The 22,535-nt window shown below is 71.2% G+C and carries 22 protein-coding genes; 5 read left to right on the forward strand and 17 right to left on the reverse strand.

Annotated elements, in window-relative coordinates; translation table 11 throughout:
• From G6N75_RS03440 to G6N75_RS03480, 9 genes are read right to left on the reverse strand one after another with little or no spacing between them, the layout of a single operon-like run.
• A complete protein-coding gene (locus tag G6N75_RS03440; RefSeq protein WP_165346671.1) occupies positions 1–432 on the reverse strand; it encodes a hotdog fold thioesterase in 432 nt (143 codons plus the stop codon).
• Complete coding sequence (gene argH / locus G6N75_RS03445) at positions 429–1,646, reverse strand: argininosuccinate lyase (protein WP_165346672.1); 1,218 nt, start codon at positions 1,644–1,646, stop codon at positions 429–431. The genes G6N75_RS03440 and argH overlap by 4 nt, the downstream gene beginning before the upstream one ends.
• The gene (argB, locus tag G6N75_RS03450; protein ID WP_165346673.1) at positions 1,646–2,593 is read right to left on the reverse strand and encodes an acetylglutamate kinase; all 948 of its coding nucleotides are present in this window, start codon (positions 2,591–2,593) and stop codon (positions 1,646–1,648) included. The genes argH and argB overlap by 1 nt, the downstream gene beginning before the upstream one ends.
• 5 nt (positions 2,594–2,598) lie before the next feature.
• On the reverse strand, positions 2,599–3,609 hold the full coding sequence (locus G6N75_RS03455) for an N-acetylornithine carbamoyltransferase (protein WP_165346674.1): 1,011 nt from the start codon (positions 3,607–3,609) through the stop codon (positions 2,599–2,601).
• Positions 3,606–4,760, reverse strand: a complete 1,155-nt coding sequence (locus G6N75_RS03460; RefSeq protein WP_165346675.1) for an aminotransferase class III-fold pyridoxal phosphate-dependent enzyme — start codon at positions 4,758–4,760, stop codon at positions 3,606–3,608. The genes G6N75_RS03455 and G6N75_RS03460 overlap by 4 nt, the downstream gene beginning before the upstream one ends.
• A 5-nt stretch (positions 4,761–4,765) precedes the next feature.
• Positions 4,766–5,824 carry an N-acetyl-gamma-glutamyl-phosphate reductase gene (gene argC, locus G6N75_RS03465; RefSeq protein ID WP_165346676.1) on the reverse strand — a complete coding sequence of 353 codons (1,059 nt, stop codon included), beginning with the start codon at positions 5,822–5,824 and terminating at the stop codon, positions 4,766–4,768.
• Entirely contained in the window at positions 5,821–6,882 is a 1,062-nt protein-coding gene (locus G6N75_RS03470; protein ID WP_165346677.1) for a molybdopterin-guanine dinucleotide biosynthesis protein B, read from the reverse strand. The genes argC and G6N75_RS03470 overlap by 4 nt, the downstream gene beginning before the upstream one ends.
• 3 nt (positions 6,883–6,885) lie before the next feature.
• Positions 6,886–8,097, reverse strand: a complete 1,212-nt coding sequence (gene argG / locus G6N75_RS03475; RefSeq protein WP_165346678.1) for an argininosuccinate synthase — start codon at positions 8,095–8,097, stop codon at positions 6,886–6,888.
• A 7-nt stretch (positions 8,098–8,104) separates the two neighbouring features.
• Positions 8,105–8,557, reverse strand: a complete 453-nt coding sequence (locus G6N75_RS03480) for an arginine repressor (RefSeq protein ID WP_165346679.1) — start codon at positions 8,555–8,557, stop codon at positions 8,105–8,107.
• Positions 8,558–8,704: 147 nt separating this feature from the next.
• On the opposite strand from G6N75_RS03480, the gene G6N75_RS03485 reads away from it, so the two are divergent.
• Positions 8,705–9,373, forward strand: coding sequence for an alpha/beta fold hydrolase (locus G6N75_RS03485; protein ID WP_165346680.1), 669 nt, complete (start codon positions 8,705–8,707; stop codon positions 9,371–9,373).
• A gap of 509 nt (positions 9,374–9,882) precedes the next feature.
• Here the strand turns inward: G6N75_RS03485 and G6N75_RS03490 are convergent.
• From G6N75_RS03490 to G6N75_RS03510, 5 genes are all read right to left on the reverse strand, one after another.
• On the reverse strand, positions 9,883–11,808 hold the full coding sequence (locus tag G6N75_RS03490) for a S9 family peptidase (RefSeq protein ID WP_165346681.1): 1,926 nt from the start codon (positions 11,806–11,808) through the stop codon (positions 9,883–9,885).
• A 1-nt stretch (position 11,809) separates the two neighbouring features.
• On the reverse strand, positions 11,810–12,568 hold the full coding sequence (locus G6N75_RS03495) for an NRDE family protein (RefSeq protein WP_165346682.1): 759 nt from the start codon (positions 12,566–12,568) through the stop codon (positions 11,810–11,812).
• A 14-nt stretch (positions 12,569–12,582) separates the two neighbouring features.
• Positions 12,583–13,512: an NAD(+) diphosphatase gene (gene nudC, locus G6N75_RS03500; RefSeq protein WP_165346683.1), complete on the reverse strand. Its 930-nt coding sequence runs from the start codon at positions 13,510–13,512 to the stop codon at positions 12,583–12,585.
• Positions 13,509–14,000 (reverse strand): ribonuclease E activity regulator RraA, encoded by a 492-nt coding sequence (rraA, locus tag G6N75_RS03505; protein ID WP_165346684.1) that lies wholly within the window; start codon positions 13,998–14,000, stop codon positions 13,509–13,511. The genes nudC and rraA overlap by 4 nt, the downstream gene beginning before the upstream one ends.
• 66 nt (positions 14,001–14,066) lie before the next feature.
• Entirely contained in the window at positions 14,067–14,639 is a 573-nt protein-coding gene (locus G6N75_RS03510; protein WP_165346685.1) for a FlhC family transcriptional regulator, read from the reverse strand.
• A 181-nt stretch (positions 14,640–14,820) separates the two neighbouring features.
• Here G6N75_RS03510 and G6N75_RS03515 point away from each other — a divergent pair, with 181 nt between their 5' ends.
• From G6N75_RS03515 to G6N75_RS03530, 4 genes are all read left to right on the forward strand, one after another.
• Positions 14,821–15,420, forward strand: coding sequence for a hypothetical protein (locus G6N75_RS03515; RefSeq protein ID WP_165346686.1), 600 nt, complete (start codon positions 14,821–14,823; stop codon positions 15,418–15,420).
• 103 nt (positions 15,421–15,523) lie between these two features.
• The gene (locus G6N75_RS03520) at positions 15,524–16,453 is read left to right on the forward strand and encodes an ABC transporter ATP-binding protein (protein WP_165346687.1); all 930 of its coding nucleotides are present in this window, start codon (positions 15,524–15,526) and stop codon (positions 16,451–16,453) included.
• A 9-nt stretch (positions 16,454–16,462) separates the two neighbouring features.
• Positions 16,463–17,236, forward strand: coding sequence for an ABC transporter permease (locus tag G6N75_RS03525; protein WP_165346688.1), 774 nt, complete (start codon positions 16,463–16,465; stop codon positions 17,234–17,236).
• A 1-nt stretch (position 17,237) separates the two neighbouring features.
• A complete protein-coding gene (locus G6N75_RS03530) occupies positions 17,238–17,933 on the forward strand; it encodes an SOS response-associated peptidase (RefSeq protein WP_165346689.1) in 696 nt (231 codons plus the stop codon).
• 329 nt (positions 17,934–18,262) lie between these two features.
• Here G6N75_RS03530 and G6N75_RS03535 read toward each other — a convergent pair whose 3' ends face one another.
• From G6N75_RS03535 to G6N75_RS03545, 3 genes are read right to left on the reverse strand one after another with little or no spacing between them, the layout of a single operon-like run.
• Positions 18,263–20,089, reverse strand: a complete 1,827-nt coding sequence (locus tag G6N75_RS03535) for a DegV family protein (RefSeq protein WP_165346690.1) — start codon at positions 20,087–20,089, stop codon at positions 18,263–18,265.
• Between the two features lie 6 nt (positions 20,090–20,095).
• Complete coding sequence (locus G6N75_RS03540) at positions 20,096–20,797, reverse strand: general secretion pathway protein GspB (RefSeq protein WP_165346691.1); 702 nt, start codon at positions 20,795–20,797, stop codon at positions 20,096–20,098.
• Positions 20,797–22,515, reverse strand: coding sequence for an ExeA family protein (locus G6N75_RS03545; protein WP_165346692.1), 1,719 nt, complete (start codon positions 22,513–22,515; stop codon positions 20,797–20,799). The genes G6N75_RS03540 and G6N75_RS03545 overlap by 1 nt, the downstream gene beginning before the upstream one ends.
• Positions 22,516–22,535: the final 20 nt, after the last annotated feature.

Raw genomic sequence — 22,535 nt, forward strand, 5'->3', positions numbered from 1 at the left:
TCAGCCCTCCTCGCGCGGCATGACCGCCATGGTCAGCCGCGAAATGGCGGTGAGCCGCCCGGACTCGTCTGTCGTGCGGATTTCCCACACCTGGGTCCGGCGGCCGATATGAATGGGACGCGCCGTGCCTGTCACCAGCCCGCTGCGCACGGAGCGCAGGTGGTTGGTGTTGATTTCCAGGCCCACCGCATAGTGCGTGGACATGTCCAGGCAGCAGTTGGCGGCCGAGCTGCCGAGCGTCTCGGCCAGGGCGGCCGTCGCGCCGCCGTGCAGCAGGCCGAAGGGCTGGTGGGTACGGCCGTCCACCGGCATGGTGCCGGCCAGGTAGTCGTCGCCGACCTCGGTGAAGCGGATGTCGACCTGCTCCATCAGCGTGCCTCGCGACATCGCGTTGAGCGCCTCCACCGTCGGCTTCCGGTGCCAGATGCTCATTCCCGGTCCTTTTTCCCGTGCCAGTGCCCCAGCTGCTTCAGTTTCTCGCCGACGCGCCGGTAGGCCTCGCGGAAGGACAGCCCTTCGTCGGTCACCAGCTGGTAGGCGTCCTGCGTGGCGTAGAGCTGCTGCTCCATGCGGATGTTTTCCGCGATGAAGTCCACTTCCGGCAGGGCGTGGGCCATGATGCCGAGCGTCGCCTCGGCCAGGTCGATGGCGCGGAACAGGGGCGCTTTCAACAGCTGCAGGTCGCGGTGGTAGCCCGAGGTCAGCTTGACCGGCACGGCCAGCGCCTCGTTCAGGCAGCCCAGCGTCGTGGCCGCCCGCGCTCGCACCAGCTCGAACACGTCGGGGTTGCGTTTCTGCGGCATGATCGACGAGCCGGTGGTCATCGAGTTGGGCAGCGCGACGTAGCTGAATTCCTGGCTGCAGAACAGGATCAGGTCGGAGGCCAGCCGGCCGAGGTCCTGCATCAGCAGGTGGATCTCGAACACCAGCTGGGCCTCGGCCTTGCCGCGCGACAGCTGCACCGCCGTCACCGGCTCGTGCACCGACTCGAAGCCCAGCGCCTCGCGGGTATGCTCGCGGTCGAGCGGCAGGCCCGGCGCGCCGTAGCCGGCGGCGGAGCCAAGGGGGTTGCGATCCGCGCGCCGCGCCGCGGCCAGCAGTCCGACGGCGTCGTCCCGTAGCTCGGCCGCGAAGCCCTCCGCCCACAGCCGCACCGAGCTCGGCATCGCCGGCTGCAGGTGGGTATAGCCGGGCAGGGGCGTCTCGGCCTCGCGCTCGGCCAGGGCGTCGAGCTCGGCGGCCACTTTCAGCGCACCGTCATGCAGCTCGCGGGCCGTCTCCTTCAGGTACAGCCGCAGCGCGGCCAGCACCTGGTCGTTGCGGGAGCGGCCGAGATGCATCCGGGCGGCCGCTTCCGGCGCCTGCAGCGACAGCCGGTGCTCGAGGGCGTTGTGCACGTCCTCCTCTTCCAGCCCGATGCGCCACTCGCCGCGGGCGTGCGCCGCGCCGATCTCCTCCAGGCCCTCGGCAATGGCGGCGGCATGCTCGTCCGCCAGCAGCCCGCGCGCGTTCAGCATGCGCACATGCGCGATGGTGGCGCGCACGTCGTAAGGCACCAGGCGGTTGTCCAGTTCGTGGTCTTCCCCGGCGGTGTAGGCGAGCACCTGGTTGTCCAGGGGATCGCCCTTGTCCCACATGCGGCTCATCAGTCCTCGTCCTCCGCTGCGGCCTGCTCGGCCGGCGTCAGCGTGCCGGTGTCCTCGACCACCAGCGTGCCGGTGCCCTCGTTGGTGAACACCTCCAGCAAGAGGCTGTCAGGCACCTGGTAGGAGATCACGTGCACCCGCGGCACCCCGCCCTTCACGGCCGAGCGGATGGCGTCGGCCTTGGGCTTCATGCCCGCATCGAGCCGGCCCTCGGCGCGCATGCGCTCCAGGTCGGCGAGATCAAGATAAGACAGCAGCGAACCCGGGTCATTGACGTCGTCGAGAATGCCGGGGGCGCCGGTCACCAGGATCAGCTTCTCCGCCTGCAGCGCCACGGCAATGGCCGCGGCCACGGTGTCCGCGTTGATGTTCAGCAGGACGCCGTCCTCGTCGGCGGACAACGGGCTGATGATCGGCAGGAAGCCGGCATCGAGCTGGCGCTGCAGCACCCCGCTGTCGACGCTGTCGATGTCGCCGACGAAGCCGTAGTCCACCGTGCCGCCTGCGGCGCCCTCGAGCTTCACGGGCGGGCGCCGGTGAGCGTGGATCAGGCCGGCGTCGACTCCGCTCATGCCGATCGCCGGTAGGTCGATGTCCCGGCAGATGGCCAGCACGCGCGTGTTGATGATGCCGTTGAGCACCATGGTCGCCACCCGCAGCGAGCCCTCGTCCGTGATCCGCCGGCCCTCGACGAACTGGGCCGGCACGTCGAGCGCGTTGGCCAGCGCGGTCGACTGCGGCCCGCCGCCGTGCACCAGCACCACCTTGATGCCGACCTCGTGCAGGATACCGATCTGCTCGATCAGCTCGCGGGTGCTCTCCTCGTCGCCGAACACGGCGCCGCCGGCCTTCACGATGAAGACCTTGCGCTTGAACATGCGGATGTAGGGGACCGCCGCCTTCAGGGCCGTGACTGCGATAGACCGCTCGCCGCGCGTGTGCATCATCGGGTTCACTCCGTCCCGCCCGCCAGCAGCCGGTGCAGGATCGCCATCTGTACCGTCATCCTGTTACGCGCCTGCGGCAGCACCCGGCTGCGCGGGCCGTCGAGGATTTCGTCCGCCACCACCACGTTGCGCCGCACCGGCAGGCAGTGCATGAACACGGCGTCCTGCCTGGCCTTGGCAAACCAGGATTCGTCCACCATCCAGTGCTCCAGCGCGGCGCGCTGCGCGCGGTCGTCGGCGGGACGCCCATAATAACGCGTGGACTGCCAGCTCTTGGCATAGACCACGTGGGCGCCCTCCATGGCCTCGGCGCGATCGTCGGTCTCGCGCAGCGAGCCGCCGGAGGCCGCGGCCGCGGCGCGGGCACGCCCCATGATGGCCTCGGGCAGCTCGTAGCCCTCCGGCCGCAGCACCGTCACGTCCATGCCGCGCATCGCCGCCATGTGCACTGCTGCCGAGGGCACGGCCAGCGGCAGCGGGTTGGGATGGTTGGCCCAGGAGAGCACGAAACGGCCGCCGGCTTTCGGCACGCCGATGTCGTCCATGGTCTTCCAGTCCGCCAGCGCCTGGCAGGGATGGTTCACCGCCGACTCCATGTTCACCAGCGGGGCGGGGCAGTAGCCCGCCATTTCCATGAACTTGCGCTCCTCGATGTCGGCCTGCAGGTCGATGCCGCCGGCGAAAGCGCGGATGCCGAGCACGTCGGCGTAGCTCGCCAGCACCGGCACCGCCTCGCGGATGTGCTCGGCCGCCTCGCCGTCCATGACGATGCCGTCGCGGGTCTCCAGCTTCCAGGTGCCCTGGCCCGGCGTGATCACGAAGGAGCCGCCGCCGAGGCGGGTCATGGCGGCCTGGAAGGAGGCCACGGTGCGCAGGGAGGGGTTGAAGAACAGCATGCCCATCACCTTGCCGCGCAGTGCGGTGGGCTCCGGATGGCGCTCGAGGCGGGCGGCGAGCTCGAGCAGCGCGGCGACTTCCTCGGGGCTGTGCTCGGCTAGGTCGATAAAGCGTTTCATGGCGCGATCTCCGTTAGGGCCGCCGCCAGCATGGCGACGTGTTCGGGTTCGAGGGTGAGGGGCGGCAGCAGGCGCAGCACCGCCGGGTCGGCGCTGGTCCCGGCGAGGATGCCATGTTCGAGCAGCTCGGCCTGGATCTCTTTCGCCGGCCGGCTGCAGACCAGGCCGAGCAGGAAGCCGGCGCCCTGGATGGACTGCACCGGCCCGACGCGGCAGGTCTCGCGGACCTGCTGCGAGACGGTGCGGATGTTGTCCAGCAGCTGCTCGTCGTGAATCACGCCGATCACCGTCTCGATGGCGGCGCAGGCCATGGGGCCGCCGCCGAAGGTCGTGCCCAGCTCGCCGATCTTCAGGCCGGCGGCGATCTCCGCCGTGGTGATGACGGCGCCGGCGGGGAAGCCGCCGGCCAGGCCCTTGGCCGTGGTGAGGATGTCCGGCGTGATCCCGTAGTAGTCGGCCGCGAAGGGCCGGCCGGTGCGGCCCATGCCGCACTGGACCTCGTCGAAGATCAGCAGCGCCCCGGCCGCGCGGGTCACTTCCCGCGCCGCGGCCAGGAACTCCGCCGGCAGGTCGACGGCGCCGGCAACGCCCTGCACCGGCTCGAGGATGACGGCGGCGGTGTCCTCGCCGACCTTGTGCCGGAGCGCGCCGACGTCGCGCGGCGAGACGAAGCTCACCTCGAAGGGCTTCTGCGGGAAGCCGTACCACTTCTCGCTGCCCCAGGTGACCGCGGCGGCGGCGGCGGTGCGACCGTGGAAGGCGCCCTCCACGGCGACGACACGGTTGCGCCCCGGTGCGCGGAAGGCCAGCTTCAACGCATTCTCGTTGGCCTCGGCGCCGCTGTTGACCAGGAACACCCGGTCCAGTCCGGGCGGGGCGAAGCGGGCCAGGGCCTCGCTGGCGCGGGCGCGCAGCGCGAGCGGCAGCAGGTTGCTCTGGAAGGTCAGGCGCTTGACCTGGTCCTGCAGCGCCGCCACGAGACGCGGATGGCCGTAGCCCAGCGCCGCGACGGCATGGCCGCCGTACAGGTCGAGAATGCGCCGGCCGTCGGCCAGCTCCAGCCAGGCGCCTGCGCCACCCACCGGTTCCAGCGCCAGCTGGGCGTAAACGGGCAGGGTCCAGGCGAGCTCGTCGGCTTGCGTGGTGCTCATGGCGTTCATATCCAGGCCGGCCCAGGCAGGCGGAGGCCGGCGTCCTCGGGCAGGTCCAGCAGCCGGTTGAGCCACTGCATGGCGCCGCCGGCGGCGCCCTTGACCAGGTTGTCGATGGCCGACATCACCACGAAAGCCTCGCCTTCGGCCGCGACCGACAGCCGCGCGCGGTTGGAGCCGGCCACGTCCTTGATGCGCGGCGGCGTGTCGATCACTTCGACAAAGGGCGAGCCGGCGTAGGCTGCCGCGAGGGCCTCCCGCAGGGCGGCCGCGGTCGCGGGCCCGGCCAGGCGGCCGTGGACCGTGGCATGGATGCCGCGCGCCCACGGTCCCGAGTGCGGCACGAAATGCACCTGGCAGGGCGCCGCGGCCTCGGCCGCGAGTTGCTCGATCTCCGGCCGGTGGCGATGAGTCAGCGGCTGGTAGGCGAACATGTTCGAGTGCCGCACCGGGTGGTGCGTGCCCTCGCCCAGCTTGCGGCCGGCGCCGGTGCTGCCGGTCACGGCCGAGACGAAAAACTCCGGCTCGGCCAGGCCGGCGCGCAGCAGCGGCACGATCCCCAGCAGCACCGAGGTGACGAAGCAGCCGGGGTGGCCGATGTGCTTCGCCGGCAGGCCGGCGACATGCTCCGGCACCGCGGCAGCGAACTCCGCCAGCCGCTCCGGGCAGGCATGCGGATGGCCGTAGACGCGCGCGTAAGCTGCCGGGTCGCGGAACCGGAAATCGGCCGACGCGTCCACTACGCTGAGTTCGGCGCCCGCCGCGGCGGCAACCCGGAGCAGCGTATCGATCCGTCCGGCCGCCGCGCCGTGGGGCGCGGCGCAGAACAGGGCGCGCACCCGGCCGTCACCGACCGCCTGCTCGAGCGCCGCCTCGTCGCAGAACGTCGCGGCCGGGAAGGCGCCCGCGAGGTTGGGGAAGGTCGCCGCGATCGGGGCGCCGGCCCGGCTCTCGGAGGAGGCCGCGACCAGCTCGAGCCCGGGATGGCCCGCCAGGAGCCGCAGGAACTCGCCCGCCACGTAGCCGGTGCCGCCGAGCACGGCGACGGGATGGCGCTTGCTCATGCCCCGGCCTCCGGACCGAACAGCACGCCGCGCAGGTGCTCGCCGAGCTCGGCTTCCTGGGTCAGCGCATTGAAGGCGGCGACGCCCATCTGCTCGCGGATGATCTTCACGCCCACCTCGTTGTCGGTCGACCGGCCGGTGACCATGGCCGGCTCGATGTCGAAGCGCTCGCGCAGCAGCTGCACACCGCCGAAGGCGCCGACCGGGTCGTTGGCGCACAGAATCACGGCGGATACCGCCTGGCGCACCTCGGGGTCCTTGAGAATGGCCTCGACGCCGTAGGCGCCGAGGATGCCGTCGCCGAGCTCGAACACGATCACGTCCGGCCGCGTCTCGGCCATGCGGTTGAGCATGGTGCGGGTGAGGCGCGGGCCGTTGCCCGGGGCGGTGGTGACGATGCCGAAGTCGGTGAAGATGGCAGTGGCACGGGCGCCGGCGTCTTCCATCGCCAGGATGTCACGGCGCAGCGACACGCCGGTCGCCTTGAAGGCCGCCACGCGGTAGCCGTAATGCGAGAAACGGCTGATGATGGCCGCCGCCGCGGCGGTTTTGCCGGCGTCCATGCAGGTTCCGGCCAGTGCCACGACCGGGATACCGCGCATGTCCACGACCGGGTTCTCCGGCAGCTTGATGCTGCCGACCCGCGCCGGGGTGCCGATGCGCTCGCCGAGATAAGGGAAGTGCAGCACCGTGCCGAGCACGCGGCACTCGAAGGGCTGGCCGCGGTCGCGGTTGACGGAGTCGCAGATGCCCATGACCCCGCCCAGGTTGAGCAGGTTGATGGTATCCCCCGGCGCGAGTTTTTCCGGGATGTGGCCCGAGTAACCGAACAGCGCGTGGCGGTGCCCCAGCGCCCCCACCACGATATCGCCGCGCTTGACCTGCGCCATGCGTCCCGAAGTCAGCTCGATGGTGTTGTAGGTGGACTTGTTGGACAGCACCTCGACGGCGATGACCACGCCTTCTTCGCAGGGAATTTCGCTGGCGATGCGCACCTCGCGGCCGAGCCGGCAGCTCTGCGCCACCGAGGCGATCTTGTCGACGACCAGTGGGCGCATCGCTCAGCCCCCCGCCCGCGTGTGCAGCATGCCCGCCAGCGCTTTCATGCGCGCCAGGCCCAGCGCGTCGGCCGCGCTCCATTCGCCGGCCGCCTCGCCGTACTTGCCCTTGGTGGCCGCCAGCAGCGAATGCGGCGAGCTGACGCCCTCGACGAACAGCGAGCCGGGACGGAACAGCAGCTTCACCTCGCCGGTGACGCGCGCCTGCGAAGAGGACAGCAGCGCCTCGATGTCGCGTGCCGCGGGCTCGAGATGCTGGCCCTCATGCACCAGGTCGCCGTAAACCAGGCCCAGCGGCTCCTTCACTTTCAGCTGCGTGCCGGTCAGCGTGAGCTTCTCCAGCTCGCGGTGGGCGCAAAGGAGGGTCTCGGCCGCGGGCGCTTCGAAGGCAACGCGGCCCTTGGAACCCAGGATGGTCTCGCCCAGGTGGATGCCGCGGCCGATACCGTAGGGGCCGGCCAGCGCCTCCAGTTGCTCGATCAGGTCCACGGGCTCCAGGCGCTTCCCGTCCAGCGCCACCGGCACGCCCCGTTCGAACATGAGGGTATGGCGGGCCGGCTCGCGCGGCGCATCGAAGGCGCCGGCCGTCACCACCCAGGCCGACTCGGGGATGGACTCCTGCGAGTCAAGGGTTTCCTTGCCGCCGATGGTGGTGCCCCACAGCCCCCTGTTGATGGAGTAGGCGCCGCCGCCGGGCGGGACGGGGAGGCCGCGCTCTTCGAGCCAGGCCACCTGCGCCGCGCGCTGCCAGTCGTGGTCGCGCACCGGGGCCAGCACCTCCAGGCCCGGCCGCAGCGTGCGCAGCGCGACCTCGAAGCGGACCTGGTCGTTGCCGGCGGCGGTGCTGCCATGGGCCACCGTGTCGCTGCCCAGCGTTGCCGCCTGCTCCGCCACCATGCGCGCCTGCAGGCCGCGCTCCGCACCCACGCACAGCGGATAGAGCTGGCCCTTGCGCGTGTTGCCGAACACCAGGAATTTCAGCACCGAATCGAAGAAGGCGCGCTTGGCATCGACGGTGATGTGGCGTTCCGCGCCCAGCGCCAGGGCACGCTGCTCCAGGGCCGCCGTATCGACCCCGCCGCCGGTGTCCACGGTCACGGTGACCACCGGGCGGCCCAGCGTCTCCTTGAGCCAGGCGACGCAGAAGGAAGTGTCGAGGCCCCCGGAGAAGGCCAGCAGGATCGGGCTTCCGCCCGCGGGGGGAGAGGCAGTCATGTTGTGCTTACCTTGGGAAGATCTGGGTGAGACGGGCGAGCAGGACCTGCTGGCCGCGAGCGGAAGCGGTGGCGACGAAGATTGTATCGTCTCCGGAGATCGTGCCCACCACCTCGCCCCAGCCCGCGCGGTCGACGGCCACCGCGACGCTTTGCGCCGCGCCGATGGAAGTGCGGATCACGGTGAGATGCGGGCCGGCCGCCGACCAGCCGGTGACGAAGCCCGCCAGCGCACCGAAGTCCGTGGCCGGGCCGCCGATGTTCTGTGGCGCCAGGTAGCGCTCGCCGACTTTCGCCACCCCCAGGTCGCGCAGGTCACGGCTGACGCTCGACTGGGTGGCCGGAAAGCCGCGCGCGGCCAGCAGGGCCACCAGTTCCGACTGGCGGGTGACGCGCTGCTGGCGCAGGAGGTCGAGGATGAGCTCCCGGCGCTCGTGTTGCTGGGTGTTGACGGCAGGCATGGGCTGGATGAGTGATCGGGCGGGTAAATATGCGCATGATTAGAAATTAATGCGCATGCGATGTCAACCCCCAACGGCCCCGCGCCGGCCCCGCCGGGGTTAAACTGCCGCCTTTCCGCCCGGACCAGTCACGGAGCCCCGCCAGCCATGAGCCTCAAGCTGCAGACCGTCGAGCGCGAAACCGGGCCTGAGCCCACCACCAGCGTCATCTGGCTGCACGGACTCGGCGCCGACGGCTACGACTTCGACCCCATCGTGCCGGCGCTGCGCCTCGCCGGCGGGCCCGCCACCCGCTATGTCTTCCCGCATGCCCCGGTCCGCCCCGTCACCATCAACGGCGGCATGGAGATGCGGGCCTGGTACGACATCTACGCCATCGAGCGCGGCGCGCGCGAGGACGCCAGCGGTATCCGCGAGAGCGCCGAGGCGGTCGGCGCGCTGATCGCGCGCGAAGGCGAGCGCGGCATTCCGCCCGAGCGGGTCGTGCTGGCAGGGTTTTCCCAGGGCGGCGCCATCGCCCTGCATGCCGGGTTGCGCTACCCGCAGCAACTCGCCGGCATCATCGGCCTGTCCACCTACCTGCCGCTCAAGTCGGCCGCCGGCGAGTTCCACGCCGCGAACCGCAGCACACCGCTGTTCATGGCCCACGGCTCGATGGATCCGGTGGTGCCGTCCTTCCTCGGCCAGGAGAGCGCCGAGCTCCTGGCGCAGTCCGGCTACCAGGTCGAGTACAAGACCTACGTGATGCCGCACGCGGTATGCCCGGAGGAGGTCGAGGACATCCGGAACTGGCTGCGCCAGCGCTTCGCCGCCTGACCACGGGTCCGCACCGGGCTCCTGGAAGACCTGGCCGCGCGGCCGGCCCCTGTAAGACCTGACCGCGAGGCCGCGCCATTCCCTCGGAGACCTGGCCGCGGGGCCAGCCCCTGTAGGGTCCCCTTCGCTTGGAAATCTGATGCCGCTCAGGGGACCCTACAGGACCCGACCCCGCTGCGACGTCACAGGGACCAGCGCTGATAGCGCACCAGGACTCGGTGCCCGGCGCCGGCACTCGCCGGCTCGGCTCGGTGCCAAGCGCGGCTGCCGGACCCGCGCAGCGCTGGCGCTGCTGGATGCTATGTGAGCCTGGCCCGTCGCCGCCGTGGCCGTGAAGCCTGTCCGTGCCGTCTCTGAGGTGGCAGCGGGGTCGTGACATGCATGGCGCCCTGAGCGGCATCAGATATCCAAGCGAGGGGTGCCATGCATGGCGCGGCCTCGCGGTCAGGTCTTACAGGGGCCGGCCCCGCGGTCAGGTCTTCAGCGGGCGCCAGGGGCCGAACTCGTGGTCAGTGCAACTTGGCGCCGCTGCCGAGGTCGAGCGCCGGCACGTCCCCGGCGGCCGTGACGCCGAGCACCCGGCAGAAGAACGCCAGCTCGGCCTCCAGCGCGGCCTGGATGTTCTCGGCGCGGCGGAAGCCGTGGCCTTCGTCGGGGAACTCGAGGTAGGCGGTCGGGATGCCGCGCGCGCGCAGCGCGGCGTGCATGCTGCGGCTCTGCTCCGGCGGCACGACCTTGTCCTCGCCGCCCTGGAAAAAGATCACGGGGCAGCGGATGCGGTCGGCGTGCCTTAGCGGCGAGCGTTCGTCGAACAGCCGCCGCGTGGCCGGTTCCTCCGGGTCGCCGATGAGCCAGCGGTCGTACCGGGACTCGAACTTGTGGGTGTGGCCGAACAGCGCGGCCAGGTCGCCGATGCCGTAGTAGCTGGCGCCGGCGCGGAAGGCGTCGGTGAAGGCCAGCGCGCACAGCACGCTGTAGCCGCCGGCGCTGCCGCCGCTGATGAAGGCGGCCCCTGGGTCGGCCAGGCCCTGCCGGGCGAGGAAGCGCACGCCGGCGACGCAGTCCTCGACGTCGGCCTCGCCCCAGCGGCCGTAGAGGCTTTCCCGGTAGGCACGGCCGAAGCCGGTGCTGCCGCGGTAGTTCACGTCCAGCACGGCGAAGCCGCGCGTGGTCCAGAACTGGACCTTGGCGTCGAAGGCCGGTGAGGTTGCGCCGGTCGGGCCGCCGTGACACTTGACGATCACCGGCGGCGTGGTGCCGGCCGGGGCGACCTGCAGCGGGTTGCAGGGCGGGTAGTAGAAGCCGTGCGCGGTTTCGCCGTCGCCGGTGGGGAAGCTCAGCGCCTGCGGGCGGGAGATCCACTCCGGCGGCAGGGGCAGCGGACCGTTGTCCGCCACCAGGCGCTCGCGCATGTTCGGTGCGTCGAGCACGTACACGCCCATGGCGCGGTCGGGTGCCCCGGCCAGCGCCACGGCCTCCCGGCCGTCGGTGGCGAAGTGGTTTACCGCCTCGAGCTGCCAGCGCTGGCGCGAGGGCAGGCCCGGCCCGAAATACCAGAGCTCCCAGCTGCCGTCGCGCGTCATCGCGCCCATCAGCCCGCCCGAGACCTCGCCCCAGGTGGACTGGCCGAAGACCCATTGCGGCAGGCCGCCCTCGGAGTCCATCTCGGTGAAGCGCTGGACGCCGCCAGGCCCCCAGGCGTAGTGGTTCCACCAGCCGTCGGGATCCGCGACGTAGCCGAGCCGCCCGTCGCGCAGCCACTCGGGCTGGAACACGGCGACGCCCTCGCCGCCGGCCACCTTGACGGGATCGCCGGGACGGCCGCCGGCGTCGAGCGGCGCCTGCCACAGGGTGGTGCCGTCCCAGGGCAGGCGCGGATGGTCCCAGGTGAGCCAGGCGAGGCGTTCGCCGTCGGAATCCAGCCGCGGCGAGGCATAGAAATCGTGGCCCTCCAGCAGCGTGGTGATGGTGCCGTCATCGCCGATGGCGACGATGCCGGCGCGCGGCTCGCCCGGCGCGCCGTGGTCTTCGCACACCGCGAGCAGCCGGTTCCGGCGGGCATCCCGTTTCAGGTCGGCGTAGCGGCGCCGGTCGGCCGGCGTCAGCCGGCGGATTTCGCCCCAGGGATCGCGGTGCCAGATCGCCTGGTCGGCGTCGTTGACGAACCAGGCCTCGGCGCCGAGGACGCAATATGCCCCGCCGCCATACTCGTGCGCGCGGCTGCGGACGCTGAAGGGCGTCGGCGTCAGCTCGCTGCGCCGTCCCTGCAGGTCCTGCATCAGCACCGTCCGGCCGCCCTCGGCCGGCCGGCGCTCCACCCAGCAGACCTGGTCGCCCTTGCGCCAGGGCTGCTCGAGCCTGATCCCGGCGGTGGCGACATCGGCGGCGGACAGCGGCGAGGACCAGCTGCCATAAGGGGCTTCCCGCGGTTTCATCTCAGGACTCCAGGGCGAATTCGAAGCGGCGCTCGTCGACCGCCGCGCCGGCCGGGTCGAAGCTGCGCTCGGCCAGCTCCATGCCGACACCTTTCGCCAGCCGTAGCACCGTGGAGCAGCGTGTGCCGTAGCGCGGGTCGACGATGAAGGGCGAGGACAACAGCCGCTCCCACTCGGGGGGCAGCCCGGTGTCCGGCAGCTCGTCCGCGGCGGCCGGCGTGCGGTCGGCCAGCATGCCGAGCAGCGCGCCGGTGTCGGCGCCGGCGCCGAGCAGCTCGGCAAAGCGGGCGCGGGTGCGTTCCAGCTTGGGCCAGGGCGTGTCGAGGAGATGGTTGGACAGGCCGTAGATGCCCGGCTCCAGCACCTCCGGGCCACGGCCGCGGTTGGACAGGTAGACCAGCCGGTCGGGTGCGCCGAGCAGCAGGTTGAAGCCGGCATAGTCGTCGCCCCGGGCCGCGACCCGGCGGGCCCACTCCTGCGGGCCGGTGTCGCCTGCGAGATAAGCACTCACCAGTTCGCCGCGCGACCTCGGGCCGCGGCCTTCCGCCATCGGCTCGCGGTAGTTCGTCACCACGGCAAAGCGGCCGTCGCGCGCGGCCGCCAGCCAGGTGCCGCCGGCGCGCAGGTCGCGGCCGCCGACGATGGGTCCGGGCCACCAGTCGGCCGGCGCGGCGGGGCGGTCGTGAAACTCGTCGCGGTTGCCCGCCAGCACCAGCGGGCGGGCGGCGGCGGTCTGCCAGGCGAAGACGAGGAGGCACATGGCTGCAATGCGCCTCAGGGCTCGGGCCGGGCGAGCCACGAGCCGGCCTCGGCCTCGCGTTCCAGGCAGCGGCCCGGCGCGGCGTCGAACCAGTGCTGGACCAGCCGCCAGGCGATCGAGACCCGCGGTGGCAGTATCACTTCGCCGGCCGCGATGTCGTCGCGGCTCAGCCAGCGGGCGTCTTCGAGCTCGCTGTCGCGCAGGGCGATCCGCCCGCCGGCTGCCCGGGCCGTGAAGCCGAGCATCAAAGAAGAGGGGAAGGGCCAGGGCTGGGAACTGTGATACTCGACCTGGTCCACGCGCACGCCGGCCTCCTCGGCGACCTCGCGCGCCACGGCATCCTCCAGGCTTTCGCCGGGCTCGACGAAACCGGCGATGGTCGAGTAACGGCCGGGCGGCCAGGACGGCTGCCGCCCGAGCAGGCACTGGTCGCCGTCGGCTACCAGCACGATGATGGCGGGGTCCACGCGCGGGAAGTGCTTGGCCTCGCAGGACGTGCACTGCCGCGCATGGCCCGCCTCGATGCTGCGGGTCGGCGCGCCGCAGCGGCTGCAGTGGCCCTGGTGCTCGTGCCAGGCAAGCATGGCCCGCGCATAGGCGAGCAACGCGGCGTCGCCGGGCTCGAGCAATTCGCCGAGCCCGCGGATGTCCTCGAAGCGGCCCAGCGCCACCGGGGGTTCCTCCCCGCCCACGGCGAAGGCGAAGCACGGCACGCCGGCGCGCTCGCCGAGCAGCACCCAGTCCTGCCCCGCCTCCGGCATTGCATCGGCCGCGAGAAACAGCGGCCGCGGCGCAGCTTCCGCGCTGACCAGCACCTTCCGCCGCCAGAGCGCGACCCAGTCGCCGCGCTCCCGGGCGGCCGCCAGCCACGCCTCGTCGCGCCGCAGGTGGCCGATGCGGTCGAGGGGCGCGGCGGCGAGGAAGTTGCTGCGCGCGGCGCTCATTCCCCCGCCAGGTCCAGCGTCCGCGCGGCGACCACGACACCGTCGGCGTCGGCATAGAGGTGCTCGCCCGGGCGGAAGGTCACGCCGGCGAAACTCAGCGACACCTCGCGCTGGCCGTCGCCGCGCTTGTGGGTCTTGAGCGGAATCGTGCCGAGCGCGCGTACGCCCAGCTCCAGCTCGTCGATCGCGGCGGAGTCACGGATGCAGCCGTTGATGACCAGGCCTTTCCAGCCGTTCTTCACCGCCAGCTCGCCGAGCATGTCGCCGAGCAGGGCGCGGCGTTTCGAGCCGCCACCGTCCACCACCAGCACGCGGCCCTCGCCCGGCTCAGACAGGGCTTCACGGACCTTGGAGTTGTCCTCGTAGCACTTCACGGTAGCGATCGGCCCGTCGAAGACCGTCGCGCGCCCGTAGGCCGTGAACAGCGGCTCGAGCACGTGCAGGTCGGCCTCGTGGTCGTCGCAGAGGTCGGCGGTGTGATAGCCCATGTCAGCTCCGGGACGGGGTGGAGCCACTATTCTACGCGCCCCCGGCAGGGGCCGGGCAGGGCCGGGCTACCCGCGCCGGCAAGCCGGAATCACGCGGCAGGTGGGGCAGCGCCGGCCGTCCAGCGCGAGGGCGTCCTGGACGTAGAGGGCGTGGCAGTCGCCGCAGTCGAGCAGCAGCAGTTCTCGCCGGGCGGTCAGGGCGTCCAGCATGTTCCAGGCATGCTCGAAGCTGAGCGGGCTCGAGGGACTGATCGCCTGGAATTCCTCGAAGGCGTCGCAGAAGCGCTGGCCCCGGGTGACCGGATCTTCCACGCGGACAGCCGGCGTGCTCAGGTCGGGCAGGATCTGCAGCAGGCCCCAGTTGGCGAACAGGTGGGCCAGCAGCGACGCGTCGGCCTGGATCCAGGGATTGCGCACGAAGAACTCGATGCTCGAGGGCGACTTGCCCCGATGGCGCCGAGCCCCGGGCGTACGCGGGTTCGAATCGCGGAAGCGCTTGCCCCACAACTTGCGAATGCGGTCCTGGCTGAAGCCGGTGCAGGCCGTAATGAGGTGAGTGCGGGCCTCGTGACCCAGCATGCGAATCGCCAGTTCGAGTCGAGCCTGGTCCTGGTCTGGTGTCGCGTTGATCTTGTTCATGGCGCCTCCCGTCTGTGGAACGCACTCTGGCTCATTCAAGCCCGGCATTAGAAATACCATATTTGGGCTTTAAAACCCAAATATGGTATTAGTTCTCATGAATCTGGTCGGTCAGACGGCAAATTCCGGGATCACTCCGGATCGCCGGAGGCCTAGGCTGTCAGCTGGGAGGGGCTGAACAATGACTAACCGGACACTGCGACGCGATTTCACCGAGCTCAACCAGGACTTCCTCGGACTGGCCGTGAACGGACTCGAGGTCGGCCTGGCGCCGATCGTTCAGGAGCGGCTTACCGCGCTGGGAGGGGGCGGGGCACAAGCTCTTGCGCGCCTGCCGTTCGCCCTGTTCGGGCTGGGCTTCGAGGAGGAAGGCGCGTGGACTACGCTGCTGTCGCCCTGCGTGCGGGACCTCGAGCCCGGCTATACCGCGGCCCGTGCACCTGCAGAGCGCTTCACGCTGCTGGCCCTCAGCACCCTGCGTACCCACCTCCGGCTGTTGCCGCGGGCGGTGTCCGCCTGGATCGGGCTGCCGCCGGCCACGCAGAGCCGGCTGGCGACGGTGGAGATCGGGTTGCTGGCGCCCGTGGCGGCCTGTGCGGCGCAGCGGCTGCGGGCCCGCCGGGTGCTGCGCGAGGCGCTATGGCTCCGGCTGGCCGACGCGGCAGCCCGCCGGGACCGGCGCCAGCTGGCGCTGCTGGCGGCCTGGGGCCACCAGTGGTCCATCCGCCGCTCGCTCGGCATCAAGACGGTTACCGCGGGGCGCCACGCGTTCCGGCGCTGAACGGGCGGGGCCGCCCGGGCGGCCGGACTTGTTAGAATGAGGGACTTTGCCGGGCACCCGGCCGCGCCTGCCGCGCGGTAGCGTCCGGCTTCCAGGCAGTCGCATGAAGGCCCTCGAACTCGAAAACCTGAGCAAGACCTACCCCAACGGGGTACGGGCGCTGGACGGCATCGACCTCGCGGTGGACGAGGGCGATTTCTTCGCCCTGCTCGGCCCGAACGGCGCCGGCAAGAGCACCACCATCGGCATCGTCACCTCACTGGTCACCAAGACCGGCGGCACGGCACGCATTTTCGGCCACGACATCGACCGTGACTTCTCCGCCGCCAAGGCCTGCATCGGCCTGGTGCCGCAGGAGCTGAATCTCAACCAGTTCGAGAAAGTCGAAAGTATCGTGGCCACCCAGGGCGGTTATTACGGTTTGGGCCGGCGCCAGGCGCTGGCGCGGGCCGAGAAGTACCTGCGCGAGCTGCAGCTCTGGGACCGCCGCCACGACATCGCCCGCTCGCTGTCCGGCGGCATGAAGCGGCGCCTGATGATCGCCCGGGCGCTGGTGCACGAGCCGAAGCTGCTGATCCTGGACGAGCCGACCGCCGGCGTGGACATCGAGATTCGCCGCTCGATGTGGGCCTTCCTGCGCCAGGTCAACGAGGCCGGCACGACCATCATTCTCACCACCCATTACCTCGAGGAAGCGGAGAACCTGTGCCGCAACGTAGCCATCATCGACCACGGCCGCATCATCGAGCATGACCGCATGAGCCGCGTGCTGCGCAAGCTGCACATGGAGACCTTCGTGCTCACCATGGACCGCGAGCATGCCGCGCCGCCGGCGCTCGATGGCTACACCAGCCGGCTGGTCGATCCGCTGACGCTGGAGGTGGACGTGGAGAGCCAGCACGGCATCAACGAGCTGTTCCAGTCCCTGTCCGCCGCCGGCATCAAGGTGACCTCCATGCGGAACAAGGCCAACCGCCTGGAAGAACTCTTCATCCGCCTGGTCGACCAGGGCGGCGACGGCCGGGCGGCCTGAGGAGCGCGCATGGACCTGCACGCCCAGTGGAACGCCTTCGCCACGCTGGTGGTCAAGGAATACAACCGGATCGTGCGGATCTGGGTGCAGACCATCGTGCCCCCCGCGATCACCATGACGCTGTACTTCATCATCTTCGGCAGCCTGATCGGCCGGCGCATCGGCGAGATGGACGGTTTCAACTACATGGAGTTCATGGCGCCGGGGCTGATCATGCTGTCGGTCATCACCAACTCCTACGGCAACGTGGTCAGCAGCTTCTTCGGCGCCAAGTTCGGCCGCCACGTCGAGGAGATGCTGGTCTCGCCGATGCCGAACTACCTGATCCTGTGGGGTCACGTGGCGGGCGGCGTGGTGCGCGGGCTGTTCGTCGGCGCGGTGGTCACGGTCGTGGCGCTGTTTTTCACGCGCCTCGAGGTGCAGCATCCCTGGATCGTGCTGACGACGGTCGTGCTCACGGCCATCGTGTTCTCGCTCGGCGGCTTCATCAACGCGGTCTTTGCCAAGAAGTTCGACGACATCAGCATCGTTCCCACCTTCATACTGACGCCGCTGACTTACCTCGGGGGCGTGTTCTACTCCATCTCGCTGCTGCCCGAGTTCTGGCAGAAGGTGTCGCAGGCCAATCCGATCCTCTACATGGTCAACGCCTTCCGCTACGGCGTGCTCGGCACCTCGGACATCCCGATCGGCACTGCGTACACCATCATCCTGGCGGCCATTGCGGTGCTCTACGCCGCGTCGATGTACCTGCTCAACCGGGGCATCGGCATCCGCGAGTGACATGTGCGGCCGCTACGCCCTCTACACCCCGATCGAGGCCGTGGCGCGGCTGTTCGGGGTGAGCGAGCTGCACGCCCACGACCTGGACCCGCGCTACAACATCGCTCCCACCCAGGAGGTGCCGATCGTGCGCCGCTCGCCTTACCCGGTGGCGGAATCCGGCGCCGAGCCAGCCCGCGAGCTGGCGCTGGCCCGCTGGGGCCTGGTGCCGTTCTGGGCCAAGGACCCCTCGATCGGCAACCGCATGATCAATGCCCGCGGCGAGACCGCGGCCGGCAAGCCGGCCTTCCGCAATGCTTTCCGCAAGCGCCGCTGCCTGGTGCCGGCCGACGGATTTTTCGAGTGGCAGAAGACGGCGGACGGCAAGCAGCCGTGGTACATCCGCGACGCCAGCGGCGAGCCCATGGCGCTGGCCGGGCTGTGGGAGCTGTGGGATCCGCCGGAGGGCGGTGAGCCGCTGGCCAGCTGCGCCATCATCACCACGGCGGCCAACGAGCTGATGCGGCCGCTGCACGACCGCATGCCGGTGATCCTGGACCAGGCCGGCCGCGAGGCCTGGCTGGACCCGGCGGCAAAGCCGGAGCGCCTCGAGGCGCTGCTGGCGCCGGCGCCCGACGGGATTCTCGAGGCCTGGCCGGTGAGCCGGCGCGTCAACAGTCCCTTCAACGAGGACCCGTCGCTGGTGGAGCCGGCCTGACCGCCCGAAGACCTGGCCGCGGCGCCGGCTCCTGTAGGGTCCCCTTCGCTTGGAAATCTGATGCCGCTCAGCGGACCCTACAGGACCCGACCCCGCTGCGACGTCACAAGGCCCAGCGCTGGCGCTGCTCGATGCCATGTGAGCCTGGCGCGCCGCCTTCGTGGCCGTGAACCCTGTCCGTGCCGTCCCTGAGGTGGCAGCGGGGGCGTGACATGCATGGCGCGCTGAGCGGCATCAGACTTCCAAGCGAAGGGTGCCATGCATGGCGCGGCCTCGCGGTCAGGTCTTCCAGGGGCCGGCGCCGCGGTCAGGTTTCAGGGGTTGAGTGGTCAGGTGTCCAGCCGCTGCAGCGCCACGACCAGCGTCCCCGGCCCGCCATGCACACCCAGCGCGGTGCCGATCTCGGTCACGAACGCCTGCTCGAGGCCGGGCATCCTGTCCTCCAGCGCGGCCAGCAGCTCGCCGGCGGCGGCCGGCGCGTCGGCATGCCCGACGGCCAGGCGCTGACCCTGGGCCGGTCCGGCGCGCCGGGCGATCCAGCGGGCGAAGCGGTTGATGCGGTTGTGGTGCCCGAACAGCGCCCCCGCCGTGCCGATGCGCCCGTCGGGGAAGGTCGCGAGGATGGGCTCGAGCCGGAGCAGCCGTGCCAGCATGCGCTTCGACGGCGGCACACGGCCGCCGCGCACCGCGTGCTCGATGCTGCCCAGCAGCGCCCAGGTGCGGGTGCCGGCCACGATCCGGTCCAGTGCCAGCACGATCTCGTCCGCGCTATGCCCCTCGGCCGCCAGCTCCGCGGCGCGCAGGGCCACCAGGCCCTGGCCGATCGATGCGCTGCGCGAGTCCACGGCCAGCACCGGCGCTTTGGTGCCGGCCCGGTCGGCGGCTGATTGCGCGGCCTGGAAGGTGCCGCTGCCCCAGCCGGTGACATGGATGGAGACGATGCCGGCGTGATGGCTGGCGAGAATCTGGTAGAGGCGGCGGAAGTCGCCGGGCGGCGGCTGCGAGGTGGTCGGATGGACCTCGCTCTCGGCCATCATGCGGTAGAACTCGCTGGTGTCCAGGCTGACCTTGTCGAGGTAGCTGCGCCCCCCGAAATGGATCCGCACCGGCACGGTATGGATGTCCAGGGAAGTCAGCAGTTCCTCCGGCAGGTCCGCGGCGCTGTCGGTGACGACCGCCACCGTGCCGGCGCCGCTGCGGGCAGCCTCCTGCTGGGCCTGCATATCGTCGGCCTTTCTGCCACTCACCTCGCCGAAGCGGGCAGCTGCGCGGAATACCTCTGCCGGGTCGTCGACATGGATATGGATCCGGGCGCGGCGCGTGCCGCCGGCGATGACGAGGCTGCTGCCGAGGCCGGCGAGCGCCTCCCGCAGCCGGCGTCGGTCGAGGTCGCCGGTGACCAGGCACTCGGTGCACCAGCGATGGCCGCCGGCATCCCCGGCGTCGAAGAAGCTTGCCTCGGGCGCCCGGCCGGCCGCGCCGGGTTCGAGGGAGACGTCCTCGCTGCGGCGGCGCAGGGAGCCATGCCGGACGAAGTCGGTGATCCCCTGGAGGAGATCGACGAAACCCTGTGCGCCGGCATCGACCACGCCGGCCTTGCGCAGCGCCTCGAGCTGGTTGGTGGTGGCGGCCAGGGAGCGCTGGGCCCGGGCCAGCCCGGCCTCGAGGAGCGCCGCGAAGTCCTGCCCGCCGCTGGCGATCTGCTCGCCCAGCTCGGTGGCGAAGTCGCGTACCACGGTCAGGATGGTGCCTTCCCGGGGCTCGCTCAAGGCTTCCCGCGCGTAGTCCGCGCCGCGTTCCACGGCCGTCACGAAAAGGGGGGTGGTGAGCAGCTGCCGGTCCTGGGTGGCGTCGCAGAGGCCGTGAAAGAACTGGGCCAGGATCGCTCCTGAATTGCCGCGAGCCCCATCCAGGGCGGCGTCCGCCACGATCTCGAGCAGCCGGCCCGCATGGCGCTCCTGCTGGCGCAGCAGCGCGGCGCGCACCGCGCCGAGCATCACTGCCAGGTTGGTGCCCGTGTCGCCGTCGGGCACGGGGAAGACGTTGATCCGGTTGAGATGCTCGGCGTCCGCGGCAACCCGCGCGATGCCCGCCAGCAGGCCGCGTGCGAGGCGCTGGCCGTCGAGGTACGCGATGGCGGTGACAGCGGTGGCCAACGGGCGCTAGTTCCGTGTCAGGAGAAAACGCTGCCCACGGTGATCCATCACCACGCCGCCCGGCACGATCCGCTCGACCCGGGGCCCCTCCGCCGTCGCTTCGCCCTCGTTGTAGCGTTTCATGTTGATGAAGACGAAGCGCTGCGCGGGGTCGCCGCTGTAGACATGAATGTCGAGATGCATGTGCGGCACGTTGAGCTCGCCGCGGACCACGAGGTCCGCGAAACGCGGCAACTGGGCGTCGGCCTCGGCCCGCGCGCCGGCGTCCGCCGGCGGCGCGGCCGCGGCTGGTGCACCGGCCTGCTGCGGGGCGGACGCGGCAGCGCCTCCTGTGCCGGAACCGGTGGCGGAGCGAACCGGCGCGGTCGGCAGTTCGGTCGTCAGTGGCCGGACCTCGCTGGTCGGCGGTCGCGCGGGCAGTGCCACCGGGCGGCGCTCGGTCTCCCGGTCTGCCGCCGCGGGCGCGGGTCGGGCCGGGGTGGCCGCAGCGGGCGCCGGCCGGGCCGGCTCGGTCGGCGCGGGTCCGGAGTCGCGCAACAGGACCAGGGCCAGCACCACCACGTTCAGCGCCAGCAGGGCGACCAGCGCCGGCATCCAGCGCGGCCTGCGCTGCACGGGCGGGCTCTCGGGGACGACGGCCAGCGCGGGTCCGGCCTCGCGTTGCCGCTGGTGCTCGGACTTGCGCAGGGCGTCGAGGATCAGGGACATCAGTCGATCTCGACCAGTCGCGGCCGGCCGGGAAGATCGAGCGCGTTGTGCAGCGCGATCATCGTCATGGCGCCGGCGATGCCGTCCACCTCGAGGCGGGCGGAGCGCTGGAACTCGCGCACGGCGGCGGCCATGGCCGGGTCGTAGGTCGCGGAGTCCGGCGGCAGGATCGGGTTCCCGCGCAGCTCGCCCAGCGCCCGGCGCAGCCAGAGGACGTCGGTGCCGGACTGGTTACGCGTCAGGGTCCGGCCCTCGCCCGCTTCCGGCCGCCACAGCAGCAGGTACTCGCCGAACCACAGCGTGAGCAGCTCGCCCAGGGGCACCGTCACGGACTCGCCCCCGGCGCTGAGCTCGGCGGCGCCGTCCAGGATCCGGTTCAGCACCAGCTGGTGCTCCCGGCCGTCGGCATCGGCCAGCACCATGATCACCGGCCGGTTGAGCACCGCCAGCTCGCCCCAGGTGCCCCGCCGCAACAGGCAGCGCAGGCCCTCGGCGGCCGCCTGCTCACAGGCCGGCCCGTCTTCCGGGCGGTAAGCCAGGCCCCAGCGCTCGAACAGGGTCGCGAACGCGGTGTCCGTGCCCGTCGGCAGCAGGCCGGCGGCCAGCCGCGCGGCCAGCGGTTCCGCCACCGGCGCCGCGACCGGTTCCGGCGGCTCAGGCTCGATCGTTGCCGGAGCGTCCGGCGACGCGTCGATGACGCCCGCCGCGGCCGCGGCAGGCGGCTCCGGCCGGATGACGGGGCTGGCCACTGGCGCACGACTCGCCGGCTGCGCCCCGGGCAGGTTGGCGCCGCCGTCCGCGCCGCGCTGCAGCAGCAGGTAGATCACCACCGCCAGCGCCACGATCACCACGGCGGCCAGGCCCAGCAGCACGGCGGCGGTGCCCGGCGCGCGACGCACCTGTTTCCTCACCCGGTCGCCGAACACCTCGCGGGCGGCCTGGCGCGTGAGCCGGCCGTCGACGCTGCGGGTTTCTTTCGACCAGGCGCCCAGCAGGGCGCGGTCGGCGATAACGTTGGCGAGCCGCGGGATGCCGTCCGAGCTGCGGTGCAGCTCGCGGATTGCCGCCATCGTGAAAATCTCTCCGCGTCCGCCGGCGATCTCGAGCCGGTGCCGGACATAGGCGCGCAGTTCCTCCGGTTCCAGCGGCTCGAGGTGGTAGCGGCCGGTGATGCGCTGCGCCAGCTGGCGCAGGTCGCTGCGCGCGAGCAGGTCGCGCAGTTCGGGCTGCCCGACCAGGATGATCTGCAGCAATTTCTGCTTGGCCGTCTCGAGATTGGTCAGCAGCCGGATCTGTTCCAGCACCTCGGTCGAGAGGTTCTGCGCCTCGTCCACGATGAGGACCACGCGCCGGCCGGCGGCGTGCGCCTTCAGCAGCCGCAGGTTGAGCGCGTCGATGATGGCCTTGGGGCTGGCGCGTTCCTCGACCTCCACCTGCAGCTCGTCGCAGATGGTGAGCAGGAACTCGGTGGGCGAGAGCCGGGGGTTGAGGACCAGCGCGACCTCGGTGTTGGGCGGCAGCTGCTCGAGCAGGCTGCGCACCACGGTGGTCTTGCCGGTGCCGACCTCGCCGGTGAGCTGGATGAAGCCGCCGCTCTCGGTGACGCCGTACAACAGGTGCGCGAGCGCCTCCGCGTGACGCGGGCCGAGGTAGAGGTACCGCGGATCCGGCGTGATCGCGAAGGGTTTCTCGTTGAGCCCGAAAAAACTTGCGTACATGTTCTGTTGTCTTGGCGGAC

It is taken from the genome of Thioalkalivibrio sp. XN8 (assembly GCF_011058255.1).
In the GTDB taxonomy this organism is placed as follows: domain Bacteria; phylum Pseudomonadota; class Gammaproteobacteria; order Steroidobacterales; family XN24; genus XN24.